Annotated in this window: 21 protein-coding genes; 12 read left to right on the top strand and 9 right to left on the bottom strand. The window is 35.9% G+C overall.

The features are described 5' to 3' along the window. Positions 1-281: 281 nt before the first annotated feature. Together B3R63_RS00685 and B3R63_RS00680 are read right to left on the bottom strand one after the other, a co-directional pair. On the bottom strand, positions 282-1,838 hold the full coding sequence (locus B3R63_RS00685; protein WP_286727975.1) for a PepSY-associated TM helix domain-containing protein: 1,557 nt from the start codon (positions 1,836-1,838) through the stop codon (positions 282-284). A gap of 360 nt (positions 1,839-2,198) precedes the next feature. Continuing rightward, complete coding sequence (locus B3R63_RS00680; protein ID WP_286727974.1) at positions 2,199-4,331, bottom strand: TonB-dependent siderophore receptor; 2,133 nt, start codon at positions 4,329-4,331, stop codon at positions 2,199-2,201. A gap of 222 nt (positions 4,332-4,553) precedes the next feature. Here B3R63_RS00680 and lpxB point away from each other — a divergent pair, with 222 nt between their 5' ends. After that, positions 4,554-5,729 carry a lipid-A-disaccharide synthase gene (gene lpxB / locus B3R63_RS00675; RefSeq protein ID WP_286727972.1) on the top strand — a complete coding sequence of 392 codons (1,176 nt, stop codon included), beginning with the start codon at positions 4,554-4,556 and terminating at the stop codon, positions 5,727-5,729. Between the two features lie 84 nt (positions 5,730-5,813). Here lpxB and B3R63_RS00670 read toward each other — a convergent pair whose 3' ends face one another. Next, positions 5,814-6,683, bottom strand: coding sequence for a DUF2797 domain-containing protein (locus B3R63_RS00670; protein ID WP_286727971.1), 870 nt, complete (start codon positions 6,681-6,683; stop codon positions 5,814-5,816). A 33-nt stretch (positions 6,684-6,716) separates the two neighbouring features. Here B3R63_RS00670 and B3R63_RS00665 point away from each other — a divergent pair, with 33 nt between their 5' ends. Further along, positions 6,717-7,193 carry a DUF6231 family protein gene (locus B3R63_RS00665; RefSeq protein WP_286727968.1) on the top strand — a complete coding sequence of 159 codons (477 nt, stop codon included), beginning with the start codon at positions 6,717-6,719 and terminating at the stop codon, positions 7,191-7,193. A gap of 108 nt (positions 7,194-7,301) precedes the next feature. Further along, on the top strand, positions 7,302-7,985 hold the full coding sequence (locus B3R63_RS00660) for a YidB family protein (RefSeq protein WP_286727967.1): 684 nt from the start codon (positions 7,302-7,304) through the stop codon (positions 7,983-7,985). A 40-nt stretch (positions 7,986-8,025) separates the two neighbouring features. Here B3R63_RS00660 and B3R63_RS00655 read toward each other — a convergent pair whose 3' ends face one another. From B3R63_RS00655 to B3R63_RS00645, 3 genes are all read right to left on the bottom strand, one after another. Further along, a complete protein-coding gene (locus B3R63_RS00655; RefSeq protein WP_286727966.1) occupies positions 8,026-9,129 on the bottom strand; it encodes a porin in 1,104 nt (367 codons plus the stop codon). A gap of 262 nt (positions 9,130-9,391) precedes the next feature. Then, positions 9,392-9,805, bottom strand: coding sequence for an HIT family protein (locus B3R63_RS00650; RefSeq protein WP_286727964.1), 414 nt, complete (start codon positions 9,803-9,805; stop codon positions 9,392-9,394). Positions 9,806-9,823: 18 nt separating this feature from the next. After that, complete coding sequence (locus B3R63_RS00645) at positions 9,824-10,093, bottom strand: YARHG domain-containing protein (RefSeq protein ID WP_005020103.1); 270 nt, start codon at positions 10,091-10,093, stop codon at positions 9,824-9,826. Positions 10,094-10,833: 740 nt separating this feature from the next. Here B3R63_RS00645 and B3R63_RS00640 point away from each other — a divergent pair. Both B3R63_RS00640 and B3R63_RS00635 read left to right on the top strand, forming a co-directional pair. Then, positions 10,834-11,079 carry a hypothetical protein gene (locus B3R63_RS00640; protein ID WP_005020106.1) on the top strand — a complete coding sequence of 82 codons (246 nt, stop codon included), beginning with the start codon at positions 10,834-10,836 and terminating at the stop codon, positions 11,077-11,079. A 583-nt stretch (positions 11,080-11,662) separates the two neighbouring features. Continuing rightward, entirely contained in the window at positions 11,663-12,601 is a 939-nt protein-coding gene (locus B3R63_RS00635) for a lauroyl acyltransferase (protein WP_286727963.1), read from the top strand. A gap of 55 nt (positions 12,602-12,656) precedes the next feature. On the opposite strand, the gene B3R63_RS00630 is transcribed toward B3R63_RS00635, so the two are convergent. Beyond that, positions 12,657-12,866 carry a cold-shock protein gene (locus tag B3R63_RS00630; RefSeq protein ID WP_005026108.1) on the bottom strand — a complete coding sequence of 70 codons (210 nt, stop codon included), beginning with the start codon at positions 12,864-12,866 and terminating at the stop codon, positions 12,657-12,659. Between the two features lie 706 nt (positions 12,867-13,572). Between B3R63_RS00630 and B3R63_RS00625 the strand changes: the two genes are divergently transcribed. The 3 genes from B3R63_RS00625 (at position 13,573) to B3R63_RS00615 (ending at position 15,730) form a co-directional block, all read left to right on the top strand. Continuing rightward, the gene (locus tag B3R63_RS00625; protein ID WP_005026105.1) at positions 13,573-13,959 is read left to right on the top strand and encodes a hypothetical protein; all 387 of its coding nucleotides are present in this window, start codon (positions 13,573-13,575) and stop codon (positions 13,957-13,959) included. A gap of 672 nt (positions 13,960-14,631) precedes the next feature. Continuing rightward, positions 14,632-15,045 carry a hypothetical protein gene (locus B3R63_RS00620; RefSeq protein ID WP_005020112.1) on the top strand — a complete coding sequence of 138 codons (414 nt, stop codon included), beginning with the start codon at positions 14,632-14,634 and terminating at the stop codon, positions 15,043-15,045. Between the two features lie 286 nt (positions 15,046-15,331). Further along, positions 15,332-15,730 (top strand): hypothetical protein, encoded by a 399-nt coding sequence (locus B3R63_RS00615; protein ID WP_286727958.1) that lies wholly within the window; start codon positions 15,332-15,334, stop codon positions 15,728-15,730. Between the two features lie 142 nt (positions 15,731-15,872). Here the strand turns inward: B3R63_RS00615 and B3R63_RS00610 are convergent, their stop codons facing one another. Further along, positions 15,873-16,019, bottom strand: coding sequence for a hypothetical protein (locus B3R63_RS00610; protein ID WP_005026099.1), 147 nt, complete (start codon positions 16,017-16,019; stop codon positions 15,873-15,875). A 287-nt stretch (positions 16,020-16,306) separates the two neighbouring features. Between B3R63_RS00610 and B3R63_RS00605 the strand changes: the two genes are divergently transcribed. Continuing rightward, positions 16,307-16,630, top strand: coding sequence for a GrlR family regulatory protein (locus B3R63_RS00605; protein WP_005020117.1), 324 nt, complete (start codon positions 16,307-16,309; stop codon positions 16,628-16,630). 1,157 nt (positions 16,631-17,787) lie between these two features. Beyond that, positions 17,788-18,015 (top strand): DUF2171 domain-containing protein, encoded by a 228-nt coding sequence (locus tag B3R63_RS00600; protein ID WP_005020120.1) that lies wholly within the window; start codon positions 17,788-17,790, stop codon positions 18,013-18,015. A 1,047-nt stretch (positions 18,016-19,062) separates the two neighbouring features. On the opposite strand, the gene arsC is transcribed toward B3R63_RS00600, so the two are convergent. Beyond that, a complete protein-coding gene (gene arsC / locus B3R63_RS00595) occupies positions 19,063-19,491 on the bottom strand; it encodes an arsenate reductase (glutaredoxin) (RefSeq protein WP_286727952.1) in 429 nt (142 codons plus the stop codon). Between the two features lie 85 nt (positions 19,492-19,576). Between arsC and B3R63_RS00590 the strand changes: the two genes are divergently transcribed. Beyond that, positions 19,577-19,891, top strand: coding sequence for a metalloregulator ArsR/SmtB family transcription factor (locus B3R63_RS00590; protein WP_005406228.1), 315 nt, complete (start codon positions 19,577-19,579; stop codon positions 19,889-19,891). Positions 19,892-19,952: 61 nt separating this feature from the next. Beyond that, entirely contained in the window at positions 19,953-20,933 is a 981-nt protein-coding gene (gene arsB / locus B3R63_RS00585; protein ID WP_286727993.1) for an ACR3 family arsenite efflux transporter, read from the top strand. Positions 20,934-21,081 lie beyond the last annotated feature (148 nt).

Below are 21,081 nucleotides of genomic sequence, written 5' to 3'. Positions count from 1 at the left end.
ATATTTCCTATTCGGTTTTAAGTCATTTATTGTCAAGATCATGAAAAATAAAATAGGGGTAGCGAAAATCCAGACACTAATAAATCCAATGGATAGATGATAGCTACGGGTAATGAAATAGGTTGCTGATATAAATAGAAGGCTGCAAAATAACCTGAGCAATAAGGGGTATTTTACAAGAAAAGCCTTATTAAAACTAAGAGTCTTGGCAAGCTGCTTTGAACTGCTAAGATAAAATCCATAAAAGCAGGCAAGTAGCATAAAAAAAGCTAATAACAATGTCATGAATTAACCTCTTGGGTATTCCTTATAATTTTGGCAGAAAGCTTCTGGCTGCTTTTAAGTTGTATCGGTTCAATATTGCGATAAATAAAGAAGGCTAAAAAAGCAAATAGCCATAGCATCAGGTCAATTCTGAGAAAGTTCCAATAGTGCGATAATCCTGAAATATAATTTTGCTGACTCAAGTAATAAAGATCATAAATTGGCAGACTAAAAGCGAGACATATGAAAATAGCAAGCTGTATTTTCCATAACCATTGTTTTTTAGTCATTATCGCTAGAATAAACAGGATCAGCCAGCTGATAAAGAAGCTATAAATTTCATAATTTGTGCCACCTGGCTGGACGCTTACAAGACGGTTAGCGTAGAGATAACACAGTATAGCTGTAGGAAGACCTATAAAAGTAGCCACATTTAACCGGTCTACCAAATAAAAGCCCAAATGAAAGGCTTGAGTCTTGTTTTGTAGATGCCGCTTTAAACTCCATAACAATAAACCAGAGGCAATCATCAAACAGCCCAGTATGCCTGAAAAAAATAAAGCGAACCGTAGTAAAGGCTGGGCAAAAGTTGCCATATGCAAACCATAGACACCTGAGTTAAGTGTGGCTATTGCGCTACGGTTTTTTGTATCACTTATAATCTGGCCACTTATACCGTTTACTGTTAATTGTGGTGCATCACGGGTAATCGAATAGTCAGTAGACTGAACCAGAGTTATTTTTGCAGAAGTAGTATTCGGGTTCTTAACCTCTAGTCGTGCATAATCTGTAATACCCCATTGCTGCTGGCTAATAGCCAGAACTTGTTGGATCGGAAGCATCGCAGCAGGTTTTAGATAATTTGCCTTTGTTAAAATTTTCTGATTGATTTCTTCAAAGTACTGGTATTTGTTTTCAGGATAAAATTTTTCAAGGCTCCATGGCAGATATAAATAAAACAAAATAGCCAGACCAGTAAAAGTAATGGTTAAAAAAAAGGGGAGTGCAATGACTGAGCAGATATTATGAAAATCAAGCCAGGAACGCTGGCCTTTAAAAGTACGGAAAGTAAAGAAATCAGTCAGTATTTTTTTATGAGTGATAATACCGGAAATAAGGGCAATCAGCATGATCAGGGCAGCAAAACACGCAATCAGACGTCCAATGAGTACCGGAATACCAAACAGCTGAAAATGGAAAAGATAGAAAAACTCACCGCCTTGGGTTCCGGAGAGTTTTAATTCCTGACCAGTGGCCGGATTTAATAAAGCACTGCCATAACTGCCATCCTGTTTCTGCCAGTACATTTTGTTAAACGGCTTTTCTTGAGTTGCTATTTCCAGATACCAGGTTTTAGCGTCGGATGCTTCGTTCTGTAAATATTGATATGCAGTATTTAATGCTGTTTCCTGGTTTACCTGAATCTGAGCCAGGGCAGGCTGCATCCATAAATTTAAATTATGGCGGTAATAGGCGGTAGAACCCATCAGGAAAATAGCAAACAATAGCCAGCCTAGTAAAAGACCGGTCCAAGAATGCAAAGATGCCATCGATTGCCGGATAGATTTTTGCATAATTTAACCTGTATAAAGCGAAATAAAATAGAAAAAGCCGCAGCTGATGAGACTCAGCAGGGTTAACTTCCAGAGGCAATTAATGCAAAAACTCGAAATAATAAAGACCAAATACAGTAAAATCGCAGTGATTGCCGCCAAGTAAATTGATTCGGCTTTTGGAAAATAAAAACTTAGTAAGTGAGCTAGATCATAAGCTAGATAGGCCATAAATATATAACCCGCTATAAAGGCTAGCAGGGTTCGATAAAAAGCTGCACAGTATGGATAAGTCTTCTGTAAAAAATTCAATCTGCTTCTCATCATTTTCTATATATAAAATAAACAGTTCAGCTCTTTAGAGAGCTGAACTGTTTACTATTAATATTTGAAGTTTACCGCGACTGTATAGTTAGCGGGCGCACCGTAATAAGTCTGGCCATATTCTAGAGAATTAAAATATTTTTCATTGGTAATATTTTTTGCATTGGCCTGAAAACTGACATGATCATTTAATTCATAGCTGGCCATTAGATCAAGTAAAGCATAACTGTCCTGTATCAGATTACTTTTATCTGTCTGGCTGATTTTATCTTGCCAGACCAGATTTGCGCCTACTTTTAATTGGGGAAATTGCGGAACCGTGTAACTGGTAAGTACATTAAAGGTGCGTTCAGGTACAAAGGTACGAGTTTTTGCTCCAGTATCACGATCTTTCATGTTCTGCTGTACATAACCGGCTGATATATTCAGCTGGTCGGTTAGCTGACCGGCAATATTAAATTCATAGCCTTGTGATTTAATATTTTGTTGACTGTATAAGTTAGCCTGATCCCATTTTTCATAAACTGGAAACTTGTCATATTCGTTGCGGAACACAGCACTAGAGACAATGAGCTGATCATCGAACCATGAACCTTTAATACCAAGTTCATAGGAGCTTCCTTCTGTAGGTTTTAAAATCTGCTTGTCTAGACCAAGTTTTGAAGTCGGTTTAAAAATCGTACTGTAACTTGCGTATGCTGTATAAGTTGAGTCAATATCATAAGTGATCCCTGCATAAGGCAACACTTTCGAATCTCTATAATTGGTTGAGTCGCCGTAATTTTGACCTTTTGAAGTGGCATCAGTATAATTGGCACCCGCCAAGACTTTTAACTTATCTCCCAAATGTAAACGTGTCGCTGTATAAACACGTTTCTGTTCCTGCGTATAATCTGCCTGATTAGCCGGATTGTTTGTATCGTCAATAAAGTCTGGATAAGTATTGTTGTAATAATTGAACCAGTCAGGAATTGGTCTGCTACGGTTTGCAATATATCTTGAGTTCTGTTTTACATCATTTTTGGACCAGCTGCTGCCGGCCATCAGGTCATGAGTTTGACCAAACAACGAATATTTTCCTAATATACTGATATCAATATCATGATTCTGGTTTTTTTCTATGAAAGCTGAGGGATATTCACTGACCCCTTGTCCTGTTTCCCGATCTGGAACGCCGGTAAAATACAGCATGGCTCCATCTTCTTTTTGTTTGGCATAGTTATAACTGGCTTTTATACTCCAGTCATCATTAAACTGATGTTTGAGTTCTATAAAAGCATTCTGTTTTTCCATATCCCAGTGTACCCAGTCCGGCATCGGATTATAACTACGGCTATAGTTTAACAATTTCCCCTCACTATCCAGCATGGGAAGGGCGCCCCAGTTGTTTCCATTAGGCCGGTCTTTCTGAAAGTTATACCCTGTGCTTAAGAGTGTCTGTTCTGTCAGGTAAGCTTCAATAGTTAGCCCGGCAACAGTTTTTTCCTGGCTGTAATGATCCAGATAGGAGTTTCCGGCTTCCTGTGCCAGCATTACTCGTCCGCGTATACGTTCATCAGCAGTTAAACTGCCTGAGATATCTGCTTCACCCCGAACTGTATCCCAAGATCCATAACTGATAGAGCCTTGTGTCCGGGTGTCTGTAGTTGGCCGTTTGCGAATGTAATTTACAGTTGCAGAGGGATTACCCGTAGAAGAAGTCAAGCCATTTGAGCCTTTCACGACTTCAATCCGGTCATATAAAAATGTATCTATATCTCCATTCTGATAATCACTACCAGTTAACTGAAGGTTTGTTCCATCAATCTGGTAATTACTGATATCAAAGCCGCGTGCTGTGTAAGTAGTACGGTTAGTTTCCTGACTAGACACGACTACACCTGGTACTGCTGCTAAAACATCACGTGCGTCGGTCAGATTGAAATCTTTAATTTGCTGATTGGTTACCACATTCACTGTTTGTGGAGTTTCTTTAATACTCAGATTCAACCCGGTAGCACTGTTTGAATCCTTGACTATATAGGCTTGCGTTTGTTCAGAAGATTGGCTACTCATAGTATTGGCTTGCAGCTGAATAACAGGAAGTGCCTGGGTATCTGAAGCCTCTGCTGCAAGAGCAGCTTGTACATTTAATAGTGCCAGAGTAAGGAGAGAAAGTTTAAAATAACTGGCGTGTAAATGAGAATTCATAATATTGGTTAATGAAAATTATTATCATTTATATTATTATTTGTTGTGGTGATTTACAATTGGTAAACAATAGATTATTTAGATAATTTTTGAATTTCTAAAAGGAAGTTTAAATTTTTTAAAGAGTGTAATCGGATTAAATTAGATACGGATACAGTGAGCCTAATTAAATCTAATAGGGTTATGTTAAAATAGCTTGGTCTTATAATGGAGATAAAACTCTTGGAAAATCGGAAACTTAAAATTGGTATAGTGGTAGGTGAAGTTTCTGGTGATACTTTAGGTGCCAAGCTGATTCGTAGTTTTCGCGAGCAGGGGATAGAAGCTGAATTTGAAGGGATTGGTGGGCCACAAATGATGGCAGAAGGCTTTAAGAGCTATTATCCAATGGATATTCTGTCAGTTATGGGAATTGTTGAGGTCTTAAAAGATCTGAAAAAGCTGTTTGCTGTACGTGATGGACTTGTTGAACGCTGGAGCCAGAAACCTATAGATATTTTCATTGGAATTGATGCTCCAGATTTTAATTTGCGGCTTTCTAAAAGTCTGAAACAGAAACAACTTAAAATAAAAACGGTACAGTATGTAAGCCCATCAGTGTGGGCATGGCGTCAGGGCCGTGTGCACGGAATCAAGCAATCTATTGATCTGGTACTTTGCCTGTTCCCGTTCGAAAAAGCTTTTTATGAGCGTTATCAGGTTCCTGCTGCATTTGTAGGACATCCTTTGGCCAGTCAGTTACCTTTAGATAATCCTCTAATTGTAGCCAAACAGCAGTTAGGACTCGATCCGGCCAGACAGCATATTGCGCTATTACCCGGCAGCCGTCGTGGAGAAGTCGAGCGTCTAGGTCCTTTGGTGCTTGATGCTGCACAGATTATTTATCAGAAATATCCTAAAATTGAATTTTTATTACCTGCTATAAATGAAGCAAGAAAAGTTCAGATTGAAGAACAATTAAAAAATTATCCTGCTGAGTTTAAGGCACAGGTTAAGGTGCTAGAAAATACCGGTACTGACTCCAAAATTGGTCGTATGGTAATGAATGCCAGTGATATTGTGGCCCTGGCTTCAGGTACAGCAACACTAGAGGCCATGCTATTACATCGGCCAATGGTGACTTTTTATAAGCTGAACTGGCTTACTTATGTTATTGCCAAGTTATTGGTTAAGATTCCCTATTATTCACTGCCAAATATTATTGCAGGTAAGAAAGTTATAGCCGAGCTAATCCAGACCGATGCCACTCCACAAAAGTTAGCTAAAGAAATTGAAAATTTAATGAATAGAGAAGTCGCACAAACTCAGGTAATGCAACATATTGCGATGCATAAGCGACTACTTGCCGGTAACAGTGAAAATCCTGTAGAGGCCATTCTGAAAGTACTGTCTTATTAACTTTTATCCATCAACAGATCAGACGCTCTCTTGAATAAACAGTACCGTACTCAAATTATGGTACTGTTTATTTTTATGAAAGACTTACGCTCTCAGAATTAATTCATAACCCGTATATTTTCTGATATTAATAACACCCGTGTCTAAAATAAGGTATTGGCCTTTTATACCCTGTAACACTCCTCGAATTTTCAGTGTTTTATCAAGGTTATGTGACTTGATCTTTTCAGGATATTGCTCAACCGGATAAATAAACTCATGTGGTAGTTCCTGATCAAGCAACTCTACTGACTCGTTAAAATGTAAATTCTGACTGAACTCATCCTGAATCTGGGCAATTTTAGGTGCAAATTCTTCAATTAACTGATCACGTTTTTCAATTAGGTTAACGGGTTCCGCTTCGCCTTTAAGCAATTTGCGCCAGTCTGTTTTATCAGAAATCTGGCTACCAAACATTACCTCAATATGCCCAGACAAACGCCGTGAACCGACTCTAAAAATTGGCAAGGCCTGAGTCGCTCCCTGATCCAGCCACCGGGTAGGCATGTGACCGGTACGGGTAATGCCGACTTTAAGACCACTTGAATTAGCCAGATATACAATGTGAGGCTGAAAACAGACTTCTTGGGCAAATGAGTCTTCCCGGCAAGTCCCTAAATGGTAATGACAGGTTTCCGGTTTTAAAACACACATGTCACAGGATGCTTTGGTTTTAAAACATTTAAAACAATGCCCTTGTGAAAATGATTTCTTGGTTTTTGCACCGCAAGATACACAATAGATATTACCAGTCCATTCGATTTCAATTTCTTGCCCTAACGTAAAAGGGAGATCAATTTCTGAACGGTCCAGAGTAAATTTGTACTCAACATTTGCCTTTAACGTTTGTTGATCAGTTACACTTGGGTTGCTAAGACCGGCATGCATTTTATGGCAAATGCCTTGTAATTCCATATAATTCTCACTCACGTAATTCAGGATGCAGTTATGGCCAAGCTCAACGTCATCACTTCTATGCTAAACGATCTATTTGCCGAACAGCCCATCCATACTGCACTGTCGATTGGTCAGCAGCTTGAAACAGTTCAAGATACTTCACATCTGGCTATACAATGGCATTATTTTAACGCAACTGAGTTTTTAAATCTGCCCTTTACTGAACGTTATGATCTGGCAATGGTCATTTTAACCGGTCCAGAATTCATAGAATTAAAACTGCCTGATATTTCTAGAATTCTGGTGAAATTACGTGATCTTATGGCGAAGCGTATTATTGTGGTTGGCCGTCTTCAGGATGAGCAGTTACTTCGCTCTTTAGGTTTTACCCAACTGGTTGAGAGAACAGAAAACAGCAGTGATTTCGCATTATGGCAATTCAATATTCTAACCTATAAGCACGTACCGGACTGGTTTAACTCTAAATATTGGGCCAATCCGGAAAATTGGGACAAATATCGCTGGTAAGGGCCAATATACTTATAAAATCTTGCAAAAATATACAAATCAGACTTTGTTTCACCCGGTCGGGTACACTTATGCTTTAAGGAAGATAACACTTTCAAGGAGTAAGTAATGACCAACTTGACCAATATAGTGGAAATGCTGGCGAAGCAGGCATTAGGAAACCAGCAACCACAAAATAATCAGCAGCAGAATACGCAGCAGCCAAGTGGTCTCGGCGGAATTCTTGGAGCAGTTCTAGGTCAGCTCGGTGGCCAGAATACGCAGGCTAACCATCAGAATACCCAGAATCAGGGCCGTCAATCCGGTTTAGGTGGCGTTTTAGGTTCAGTACTTGAGCAATTTGGTCATGGTAACCAGCGTCAACAGCAACCACGCCAGACTCAAAATGAAGTACCGCATAACAGTGGAAATAACAGTACCAAAACTTTATTGATCGCCGTGTTGCCACTGGTTCTAGCCTGGATTCAGAAGCAGGGTGGTCTTCAAGGTGCATTAGACAAATTGCGTAATGCCGGTCTTGGAAATCAGGTACAGAACTGGGTAGACCCAAACCAGAGCAATAAAGAAAATGCGCCGCAGCAAAATATACAAAGTTTATTTGATGATCAGGAAGTCGAGCAAGTAGCTGAGCAGACACATGCACCTAAACAGGATGTATACAGTGCTATTTCTTCAGTACTACCACAAATCATTGATGCGCTGACTCCACAAGGTGAGAAGACCAACAAACAGGAAGCCAACAATGATATTCAAAATGTTTTAAATATGGTTTCCGGTTTTCTGAAACGTTAAATTAAAAAAGGGCATATAGCCCTTTTTTAAATTGCCAGAATTAGAATTTTATTTCCATACCTAAACCGTATACGCTTTCATCTGCATTACCTTTAGCAGGGGAGTTATCCCATTCACGCTGAACAGCACTGGCAAAGAGTTTAGTCTGGCTATTGAGTTTGTAATCTGCGCCAATTCCCCACTGGTCAACTGAGCTGTCACCTGACGCACCTGCAAGAACTGCATAGTCAGTGTCTGCTGACTGATACTGTGCCTTGAATGTCCAAGGCGTGTTTGCAAGTTTATAAGTCGCAGAAATTAACCATGCTTTTTCTTCTACGTTGCTATAATCACCAGCATAGGTAACAACACCATCAGTTACTACACGGGGCTTGATATTATTATAATCCGAGATTTCAGCAGTCTGCCACATTGCCCCTAAATACAGGCCTGGCACACCAATTTTACCCAAGTCAAAAGAGGCACCTAGGCGGAATGCATCAGCAGGAATATCCTTAAGACCAACCGCAGCAAAATCGCCAATTGATTTAAAGTTTCCAGCAATCACACCTTCAAAACCATAATCTTTATTAGCATAAGATAGTGAAGTTGAAAGGCCATCTCCTAGGCTGTCACGAGCACCGTCTGTATATTTGTTGGTTTCAGTATTTGACTCGCCTTGCTGAGCCTGTAGGGCAAATACTACACCGGCGAGTAATTTCGGATCTGTCTCAATACTGACCACATTTTCAACCCGCTCTTCACCATACATCATTTCTTTAATATCGGCGTGTGCATAATCATTGAATACATCACGATAACCGCCTGCTGCATCTTTAAATGGTGTATCTATAATACCGGCTCTTAAAGTACCGATTTCTGCCCATTTTAAGCCGGCAAAAATGTTACGTTTCTTGAATACGTCATCGCCACCATCTACATCAATTTCCCATTCAGCCTGATACACTGCAGACAACTGATCTGTCAATTTTTCTTCGCCTTTAATCCCCAGACGAGAAGCATTCGAGTTAACTTCAATTTTGTCATCTTTGCCATTATCGTAATTGTCAACGCTGACATTTACTTTACCGTACAAAGTTGGCGCTGCTTGCGCTGCGTTTAAGCTTAAAGTTGCTACTGTAGCAGCGAGAAGCAATTTTTTCATTGAGATTTCTCCAAAAACAATTCTTTAAAATGGCTATTTGCCTTGCTAACTCTTTTTTATAGTTTGCCTGTGTACAAAAAGTTACATAAGCTCACCAACTTGCTAAGCAGTATCTGCAAACTGTGTGACAGAGAAGTGAAAGAAAAATGACAGTTTAATGAAGGATAAAAAGAGGAAAGAAGAATTAGATTATTTTTATATTTTTGAAATTTAAACAAAAATGGAGCCGAAGCTCCATTAGGTTTTAATTGAAAATAAGGCTTTAAAGAGCAGCACGGATTCTCTCCGCAATAGCCTTAATTTTCTCCTGATCTCCTATTTCAGCCGCATGGCGACCTAGCTGGTGCACTGAACTTGGAATCAGATGAAAATGAACATGCGGAACAGTTTGTCCAGCAGCAGCGCCTGAAAGCTGCATTAAAACAATTCCCTCGGCATTCAATGCTTTCTCTATTGCTTTTGCAATTTTCTGTACTATCTGAATACTATAAGCAGCGGCTTTTGCTGGCAGGTCAAGTAATGTAACTGCCGGTGTTTTAGGAATGACCAAAGTATGACCTTCAGCTTGCGGCATAATATCCATAAAAGCAAGAACCTGATCATCTTCATAAACTTTAATTGCAGGTAATTCACCACGAATAATTCTTGCAAAGATATTTTGGTCATCATAAGCCATAGCTCTTCCTTTCAGTAGTTATTTACAGTTCAGCTCTTTCTGGCGCTCTTTAATTTCATCAAGACGTTGCTGCTCTTTTTCAGAGAATTTAGGTTTTGAAGTATAGCAGTTTTCATTACCGAACTTCTCTTTTGCATCTTTATCTTTAAAACAGAAGCCTTTAGAAGCATAAATAACATTATAGTCATTTTTGAGCTTTTGACACTCCTGTTCCGGAGTGGCAGCCTGTGCACTTATACCTGCCAAGCTAATCAGACCAGCAAATAATGCAACAGTAAAATTTTTCATAAGAGTTTCCTCTAGACCTGCAGTGTATATCAATATACTCACAATATCGGGTCTACTTGTGTTTATTCAATGACTAAAAATTACTCGAGTGTAATTCTAGTCCATAATTACTCCATATAATACAAAAACTTCATATCCTAATAATTTTAAAAAAATATAAAAAACAATAACTTAAGTTGTTTTATATCCCTTTTTACCTTACTAGGTTTTGCTACTCGTCGCTTTTTATGTGTTTATTTACCTACTACTTTGCACTACTATTATCTGATGATGTTGAGGCGCACAAGCAAAAAGGTTTATATTTCTCTTTTCTTATCAGGCAATACAACCAAATCAATATAACGCTTAGAAAATAAATTTAATCAAATAGAGTAGAAGTATTGAGTTGAGTAAAAGGAAAGGTAATGCCATATATCGCTGAAAACAGCTCGCCCTGCTTTTCATTGGCAGACTGAGCTGGCGAAGACTATTGGATTTACCCCAGCGGCCACTTTAAACAAGACATCGACATTGAATACAAGGCCATACTTAAGATAGCCAGAAAGATTAGTACTAAACGGGTTGAGGCCTAACATTTGAAGGGTATCAATAGACGAAAATATATACCAAAATATTTCTATTACAGAAAATCTGATATACAGATAAAAATTTTTGGCTTACAAAACTCATTTTTATCGCTAAGTAAGTTAGATAGAAAAGTGTTAATACTGGTTTATATCTTTAAGAATTGAGAATGAACCATGTTAATTAAACAATTGATCGCAAGATTACAGACCTTTGATCCGGATCTTAAAGTTCTAATCGCTAATGAGGAAGATGGAATTACTGCTGAAGGTGAAGCCCTTAGAATATTTGATATTAGTGGAATGAATATTGTAGAAACTGAAATGAGTAAGAAATATGAGGAAGAAATTAATTTTAAATTTGAAGGCCCCACTGAAAAATCTCAGAAAATTCTATTCATTAAAACCTTAGCTCAAGGTTAATATAAAGAACTTGATATATCTTTAAAAAGGCACTTTAGAGTGCTTTTTTATTTAACTTTTCTAATTTGCTTGTGTATTTTAGTGATGAATACACCCTCGATGTAATTCTCACCATTCGAGCCAGTAGTGTAATACAAAATACATTTTTACGATGGGATGACTATCAAATTGCATAAGCTTAACTTCGATAGTTTGAATCTTTTGAACTAGCTTTGAAAAAGTTTATTTATATAGTTATCCGAATAATTTAAATAGATAATCAGGATCTTCTTCCATTGCCTTGTACAGGTAAAAAACCGCTATTAAAACCGCTAAAATTAATATCCAAGATAATTTATTCATTAAGACTGATATTATCACTAATAATTATAAGAGTACCCATCAATACAGGACGAATGTAATAAAGACAACCATTGTTCGGTAAGGTCTTAAACAAGTAGCTATATGTTAGGTTGAAGAGGGCTATTATGTTTATGCCTTAGGGAGCTTTGACCTATAAAACTTTACTAATCATGCACGGGATAGGTCTACTGTTAACCTATTGAACAGGTATCATATGATTCAGCTTTAATAATATATTTGCATGAATATAAAAACGTCACATAATCCGACTGATTTTCAGTGGTCCTTCCTTCTTCCCAAGTATTGGGTCATTTGGTTAATAGTTTTTACATTTTCCTTTTTAGCTGTCTTGCCCTGGTGCATTCAATGGAGGATAGCTAGACTGCTTGCTAATCCTGCATGGAGATTTTTATCTAGCCGTCGGCAAACGACGATCCGGAATCTGGAGATCTGTTTTCCTGAAAAGAGTCCAGACGAAGTCGAGCTGGCTGCAAAAGAAGTATTTTTTAATGCCTTGATTGGCCTGTTTGAGGCATTAAATGCTTGGTACGCTCCCAAATGGTTTAAATCTCGTGTATACATTCAGGGACTTGAACATATAGAAAATGCAAAGGGTCAGGGTATTCTGCTTTTAAGCTCTCACACTACTTTATTAGATGCAGGGGGATATATGTGCAGCTTGTTCTTTGAACTGGATGTTGTATATCGACCTCAAAATAATCCTCTATTAGAGATGCTGATTTATCGGGGCAGAGCAAAGGTATACAAGAACCAGATTTCAAAAAATGATATGCGAGGTTTAATTAAGGATTTAAAACAGGGCCGGGCAGTCTGGTATAGTCCTGATCAGGACTTTGGCCTCAAGCAGGGTGTAATGGCCCCTTTCTTTGGAGTTCAAGCCGCCACAGTAACTGCCCATAGGCGTATAATGCAAATATCAAATGCCTTAGCTATCCCTCTGTACTTTTACAGAACAGGAGATATTAGAAATCCTCAATATCATATTTTGCTGGAGCCACAGCTTGAGGACTTTCCGGGTAAGGATGAAATTACTGATGCCACTAGAGTAAACAAAATATTAGAACGTCAGATACGTATGGCGCCTACACAATATATGTGGTTTCACCGGCGCTTCAAAACCCGTCCTGATGGCTATAACAAGATTTATGGAAGTAAATAATTTCAAGCAATAAAAAAAGCACTCTAGGGTGCTTTTTTCAATTACTTGCTATGTGTTATAGAGCAACAATATTTACAGCATTAGGGCCTTTTTGACCTTGAGCAACACTGAAAGATACCTGCTGACCTTCGAATAAAGTTTTAAAACCAGAGCTGGCGATTTCACTAAAGTGAGCAAAAACATCTGGTCCAGATTCTTGTTGAATAAAACCGAACCCTTTAGCTTCGTTAAACCACTTTACTGTACCATTGATAGTATTAGACATAATAAATCCTATTGAATTTTAATAATTTTTAGTCGTTTTTAATGACTGAGTATAACTTTGAAAATAATAAAGAATGGAACTTAAAATCTGAAAAAAACGAAGAATTATGACTAAAACTGCGATACTTAAGAAGATTTACCGGACAAGACTTTTTTCTAGTTAAGGCAATAATACATGAAAATAATTAATATTCAAGTTTTTTATATGATATATTTATTTTTTTGATAAATAGTATTAATTAATAGCTACTTCTTAAGAAGTTAATTTTTATATCAGATTTAAATAATGAAAATGATATTTGGAAACTTATCACTTCCCTTGGTATGACAACTATAAATGCTAAGGTCTAAGTCTATGAATTTCAGGTATGTGGCTTTTCTCTGATCTTAAGGTATAGCATAAATATCTGTATTGAGGATGATCTGGGCAAGCAAGTTGTGTAACGTTCAAGTCCAAGACTCAGAAACAATCGAAGATATGAATAAGATGAGTGACGTAAAATGCCATAAATAAAGTTTTATTATAGGAAGTGAGCATTACATGGTTTGAGCTATATTCTGTTTTGTGTACATGAGATAGGATTACAAATACAGGAAAGAATTACGCTTTATAAAACTGCTATTGGGTCTTATCATTACATATTTACCTCAATGAAGTTGATTAAACAGCTCATACTAAGTCTCTTATATAGATAGAAGTAAAAAAGATGGATACATGTTTACGTATAGCTGAAGAAATTTATAGAAAGATTGAAAATAGAAATGGTTTCTTGGGTAATAACTCTAAAGATATGAGCCTTTTCCTAATAGAGTTTAAAAGGGAAATCAGAAATACAGATATCAAATGTAAGTATGAATTTAATAGTTTAAAGGAACTCATTGAGCAAATTGAAAAACACAATGGTAAAACACTTGATTTAAGTCTTATCCCTAGTCGACATCAAAAAGATGAATTTATACTATGGTTAGCAGTAATATTTGAAAGCTTGACCGATAAAATTGTGGTGGATTCATTTCAAGAGAAGCCTACCTTAGAACCAAAATCTCTACTTTTAGATAATAGCGAAGCTACAACAACCTATCTTCGAATCTAGCAAAAATAAGCGAGCTAATTAATCAATATTATTTGCAATCACTATACATATCTTTCAAATGATGAGATAGGTACTTAACAAACGTGTTTTTATCATCTATCTCTGGCATTTCTACACTCCAAAACGTATATCGCCGTGAATTAAATTTAAAGATAACAGTTACTGTCTTTATCATAATAGAGCATTTCACCACTTCAATTTCAGAAAATAATTTTAGAGCTTCAGCCAGAAAATTTAACTTATTCGTAGCACTATTTGCTCTGGAATGGTGTGTGCTCAATGTCTCTGTATAAAGACGATAACAGAGATATTGAAGGACCTCACTATTATTAACCATGAGTGTTCATACATTCTTTTTAAAGAGATAGAGTAATAAAATAAAGGTAGGGTGCATATTTGCACTCCTGTAAGCTCAGCCGAGAATCAATAAACTTATAGAATTTTAGAAAATTCAGTTCATTAAAATTTTATAAATGTCTAGCTTCGCTTACTTTAAATGAGAATAGTACAATTTAATGTACATGCGTATAAAAAATTAATCTTTATTTTATAAGAACTTCTGACCTTAAAACAGATTAGTAAGTTAGTGTTTACAATAAGTTTTCGGATTCTTTGATTTTCATTAGTCATAAAAGGGTATCATATGGCCCATCTAAATAATGAGAGTGTGGTATGCAACAAAGCTTTTTTGGTGAGCTCTTTGGCGTAAAAATTCATTTACCTGTCTCACGCAATGAAGTAAAACAACTAATCTATGCTAAATCTGATTTTGCGGGATATCTGGTTCAAGAAAAGTCCATTCCACTCCATCGAGCCCAGACAGAACTTGATCAAGATATACATAAGTTTGTCCGGAATATGGAAAAATCGCAGGCAAATCGCTTTTATGAATATCTTATAGAAGAGAGTGCAGTTTCTGCTGAAGAGTTCAGAAACCAGATTCATAATCCGATGACCTTGAATTATCCAAAACTTAGAATCTCTGGTGACAATACAGTTAGAAGAAAACATTCTGTCTGGAGTTATATGAGTTGGTTCTTGCTGATAGGTTGTGTATTTTTAGGTACATATTGGTTCGACCTATAAGCAACTATTTTCTGCTAAAGTCTCATTTTTTATTTCCGTTAAAAGTCCCTCCTGTCTTTGATCAGGTAAATAGTGGTTCCCTGAGTAACGATTGCAGCGTAGGTCGAAAACGCAATACGATTTTAAGAAGCTTTCCAAATGGTGAGCTTTTTTAATTTTTTGAGCTCATTCCTTGTCATAAGGCTTAATTTTCCAAAAAAATTAAAAAAATAAACAATTTGATTATACCTTTCTTGATTTAGATTCAATATAAATGATACTCCACGCGCCATTAAAAGGTATAAGAATGAAGGAATATATTCAAATAGCAGAAACGGTTTATGACCGAGTCTATAAAAAAAATGGATTTCAAGGCGACAGCTATAAGGATATTGATATTCTTTTAATAGAGATTAAAAAGGAAATTAAAGATAGTGGAATTGGATTTAAATACAATTTTAATAACTTCGATGAGCTATGTAAGGAGATAAATAAGAACAAAGGTAAAATGATTGATATGAGCCTGATGCCAAACCGTAATGTAAAAGATGAGTTTGTACTATGGCTAGCCACTGTATTTGCGACAATAACCGATAAAGTTATTGTTGAGATCCCGAAAGTTTCACCTCTGAGTCCCAAGCTTGAAAATAATGGTGAAGCTATCTCTGCTTACTTACGGTCTAAAGAATTTAATCAGACCACTTAAGCAATACTTGTAATTCAATTTCGTAGTTCTAAAAATAATACAAAATTTTCATTAGAGCTTATTAAGTTAATAAAAATGGGACCTTGTTTAGTAACAGGTCCCAATAAAGTTTAGAATTATTATTCAGCTTTTAAGATATCACTTAACTTTTATTTTGTGGTTCATGAGGGGTAGGAGACTTTTCATCTTGCTTTACTTCATCGGGAGTTTGTGTAGAGATCTCTGGAGTAGGCTCGGCTGACTCATTGTCTTTTGTAGCTTTTTCGGAAAAATCTTTAAAATTAGACATTTCAATCTTCTTTATTATGTGAAGGAAAGTCATCATGCTCTTTTAAGTCTACTTACACTAAGATAGTTGTGAGAGTGATGTGTGAGCTATGTGTCTTTTACTACAAAATTTCTGATTGGCTAATTGCTTAAAGAATTTTTTACTTTGAGAATGCACTAATTGAAATTTTTGGTGCTTTATTATACTAATATACAATTGAATAATGAGATATTTATCACTATATTGTTAAGATATCGTGACATAATTGGGATGTTTAATTTGCGTATTTTTATTGATGGGGTTTCCTTATGAAGGATGGAATATTTTATGTTGTATTTAGAAATAGTGGCCATGGCTTTGGAGAGGGTACTGTCGTTATAAACAATAATAAGATTAATGGTGGAGATTCTAACCATACATATTCAGGCCACATCAAAGATAATCTTGTCAAGCTAACTGTCCATAAGCACAGGAAGTCGGCGCTATCTATCTTTGATCAAGAATCTAATTACAGAATTAACCTAACTTTTCAAGAGTCAGGATTTGGTTTCTCGCTTAAAGGCCATGTTGAAGATAACCAGAATATTACTATAGAAGCCGACGCCAAATTTATTGGTGAACTTGTAATCTGATTATTTAAAAACCTATTTTTGTTTTCTTCTATTATCTTTTAAATCATATAACGGTCTTGTTCTTATCAAAGGCAACTCTATAGCATAGTTTCTTGCTCATCATTTTTATATCGATAACGTGTTATTAATACATATTTTTTGGATTGATGTGATTTTTAAATCGTTTAGTAACTCTGTTGAATCTTCTTTTCACTCAATCTTCTAAAACTGAAAATAGTAATTAAATAAGTACTTAAACTATTTATTGGGCTACTTCTTTATCTTTATTGAATATAGAAAGCAATTAGTCATAGTCTAGTCTTACAGTCTTTGCAGTTTATAACTGATGAGGTTTCTTCTATAGTCTTCATAACATGATAACTAACTACTAACAGTCAGTTTTTCCAAATATATACTTGCCTGGCAAATAAAACACAGAAGAATAGAGACTATATGTACTTCATGATGGAAGGTGATCAGAAAGTGGAAAACAGATTTATTAAGGTAATCATGCATTGAGAAGGAAATATTATTACTATATGTCATGTCTGGGAGAGTTACGATGCAGCTAATTCAAGCTTAATATTCTTCAGTTTATAACCCTTAACTATGCAGCCTTCAAAAACTACCAAGGTAGTCTTCAGGCCAAAAAATCTTTTAATAGTAAGTTTATTAATGTATAAGCTCACTATATTTTCCTAAATTTTCTAAATATTTGAGTATTGTTTAGTGTACATGAGATTTTTGGTAACGACTTCTATAGTGTCGAGTGTATTATTTTTTTGTTTCTATTCTCATAGTGCTCCTGCATTTACCCATCATAAAAGTTTGGATAGTACTGCTATTGCTTCTTTTTATCCACGTAAAAGGAATGCTTTCAAGAGTTTTAAATTTGCCAGAATTGATCATAGAAAAAGATTAGCGGTAAAAAATAGTGTTTAAAAACGACGAGGAGACTTAACGTAGCCGGTCAACACAAATTTTAAAACTGATATTAAGCTCCATAATCCATTTAAACCGGACCTCATATCTCATAGTCTGTAGCTTTTGTCCCTCTAAATTACCTAATTTAAAAATCTACTATATTTGATCAACATACAAACATTATTAATTTACACTTCAAAGTTTTCTAGTTGCTATAGTGGTTTTTCCCTTGAATTAAATAATAAGGCTTAACAATGCAAAATATTAATGAACATGACGTAGTAATAGCTTCTTGTGGAACTCAAGTTGGAAAGGTAGATCATTTAGAAGGCCAAGATTCAATTAAATTGACTCGTAGTGATGATGAAAATAATGAGCACCATGTCATCCCGTTAAGCTGGGTTGCCAAAGCAGAAAATGGTGAAGTTCATCTCAATAAGAATGCTGAAGAGGTTCACCAGCAGTGGAAGACTCTTCAGTAAAGGGTGGATTCTTAGTAAGTCAAACATAGTATTGCATAGCCAATACTATGTTTTTTAAATTTATTTATTCAAAATTTGCAGATCCAGCCTGAATTCTACTTTGACGTGCGGTAATTCCTATCTGGTAAATCTGTACTGACCATTTGCTGGCAGTTTACTGTATTACTTATAAGTATAGCTTCTGACTCTTTCGATTTATTGTCCGGCGCAAAAATATTGATATAAGCTAAATCACTTCTACTCGAAATCTTGAATTTTAATCACTGACCAGCTTTGGTCTGGAAGGTATATTAACTATTATGGTATCTTGTAAAGCTACCTCTATCTAACAGTTGTTTTGTTCATATCTTTTTTAAAAGATAAAGATAATCTGATTTTCAGCAGCTTTGGAACTACAGGCAAACTGCAAAAAGAAATAAAAAAGCTAAGAAAGCAGAACCTAAGTATTTATTAAGAAATATTGAAAGTCATTATTATAGTGATGTATGTGAATATTATATCACCAGAAAAATTACTGATCTTTATAGGTAAAGGGCCTATAACTGATAAATATGTATTTATAGTCCGGTACTAAAGTTAAGAATAAAGGGAAATATTATTTAAAAACCGATAAAGGAAATAGAAATTATAAAACAGAATTAATTATATATCAGTGATATAAATTTCTTTTACTCTTTATATTTTTAACGTATAAGTATAAAGGCAGACTACTTAATAAAGTCACTGCGAATTACTACTATATAAGGCTCATTCGGATGCACATAAGGATTTTAATAACTTTATTTATAGGTATGAGCTGTTTTTTCTACTGGACATACAATACCCGGAATAATTTTTTCGGCAAAAATGATGATATAAAAAGAATCGCAAAAGCCTCTTTTTATCCTGATAAAATGAGCACAGGTAAGAATTTTACTTTTGTAAAAGTGGGACCTGATGACAAAATTATTCTTGAGAAAGTGGAATTCGCTCAATAATACTTTCCTCTGAAGAGTCCCTTGTGAAAAATTAAGTATTCACTTTGGTTTATTATATTGAACTTGAATTTTATCTCACTCTTTTGCCATTTTGATCAATTATTAATTCACCATCTTCTTTATTAAATGCCTTACGTTGAGGTGCGGACAGTATATCTAGCACTATTTCTGAAGGCCTGCATAGTTTGATTCCAAGTTCTGTGACGACAAAGGGCCGGTTAATTAAAATAGGATATTCAAGCATCAAAGTGATTAATTGCTTATCTGTCCAATGTAATTTATCTAAGTCTAGCTCTTTGTAGGGTGCTACATTCTTGCGTATGGCTTCACGTACAGTTAGTCCGGAATTCCTGATTAATTGAATTAACTCTGCTTTTAAAGGTGGAGTCTTCAAGTACTCTATAATTACAGGCTCTTGCCCTGTATTACGGATTAGGGCTAATGTATTTCTAGAAGTTCCACATTCCGGATTATGATAAATTTTGATTGATTGAGACATAGGTTGCTCGATCTCTTTAGTATTGTTTGCCTTTATATATGGATATACGTATATTCGCAATAGTAAATATTTGAGATTTCAAAAGATGGAACAGACAGATTTTTTTAAATGTCTTGCTGATTCAACACGTTTAAATATTTTAAAATTAGTTATGAACAGAGAAAACGTATGTGTATGTGAATTTACGGCACAATTAAAATTAAGTCAGCCAAAAATCTCTCGTCATTTAGCCCTGCTTAGAAACTTGGGAATACTACTGGATCAGCGTAAAGAGCAGTGGGTATATTATCGCCTGAACCCTGATTTACCAACTTGGGCACATGATATTTTAAAAATAATAGCATTAAATCCGATACTTAATCCCTTAACTTCAAATATTCCGGACTATTGTGAAGAGTAATATTGTGCCTACTAAAATATCATTTCTGGATCGTAATCTTACACTTTGGATTTTTATTGCTATGGCGCTAGGCATAGCTATAGGGGTGTTTTTTCCGCAAGTCTCTGTGAACTTAGATAAGTTAAGTATAGATTCAATCAATATTCCAATAGCTATTGGTTTAATTCTGATGATGTATCCACCTTTAGCCAAAGTCGATTATGCAGCTTTGCCAGAGGTATTTAAAGACAAGAAAACGCTAATTTTATCTCTAATTCAGAACTGGGTTATTGCACCAGTTTTAATGTTTGTTTTAGCGGTTATCTTTTTACCTCACTATCCTGAATATATGACAGGATTGATTCTGATTGGTCTGGCACGATGTATTGCAATGGTTTTGGTGTGGAACGGCCTAGCTTGTGGCGATAATCAATACGTTGCGGCCTTAGTCGCATTTAATAGCATTTTTCAAATCCTATTCTTCAGTACTTATGCCTGGTTGTTTTTGACTTTTTTGCCACCTTATTTTGGTATTGCGGGGCAAGTGATCAATGTTGATTTTTGGACTATCACACATGCGGTACTCGTGTATTTAGGTATTCCATTTTTTCTTGGTTTTATGACTCGCTTTCTTCTGGTTCGGGCCAAAGATTTAGCTTGGTATCGAAATATCTTTTTGCCAAAGATCAGCCCAATGAGTTTACTGGCTCTATTGTTCACAATTGTGGCAATGTTTAGTTTGAAAGGAAATGATGTGGTGAGCTTGCCGCTGGATGTTTTGCGGATTGCAATTCCTCTGATCATTTATTTTATATTGATGTTCTTTATCAGCTTCTTTATGAGCAAATGGATGGGAAATGATTATCCAAAAACCACAGCCATTTCTTTTACAGCTGCGGGAAATAACTTCGAATTAGCATTAGCTGTTGCAATTGCAACTTTCGGCTTGGCGTCACCCGTGGCGTTTACTACCGTAATTGGTCCTCTGGTTGAAGTACCAGTGCTCATTATACTGGTGAGTGTTTCACTATGGCTGAAGAAAACCTGCTTTAAAGAAAAATAATTATTCTGAATTTCTTAATCTGAAATTAGCTTTACTTGATATTAATTAAGTAAGTAAGGATTACTGTGAGATATAAATTATTATTCTCGAGTTGTGGAAAATAATGAAGAACCATTAGATATATAAGTCTAAAAAATTTTTAAAGATG

The organism is Acinetobacter sp. UBA1297 (assembly GCF_002307755.1).
GTDB lineage: Bacteria > Pseudomonadota > Gammaproteobacteria > Pseudomonadales > Moraxellaceae > Acinetobacter > Acinetobacter radioresistens.
Note: the sequence above shows the minus strand (reverse complement) of the source record. Positions and strands in the feature narration are given on the sequence as shown.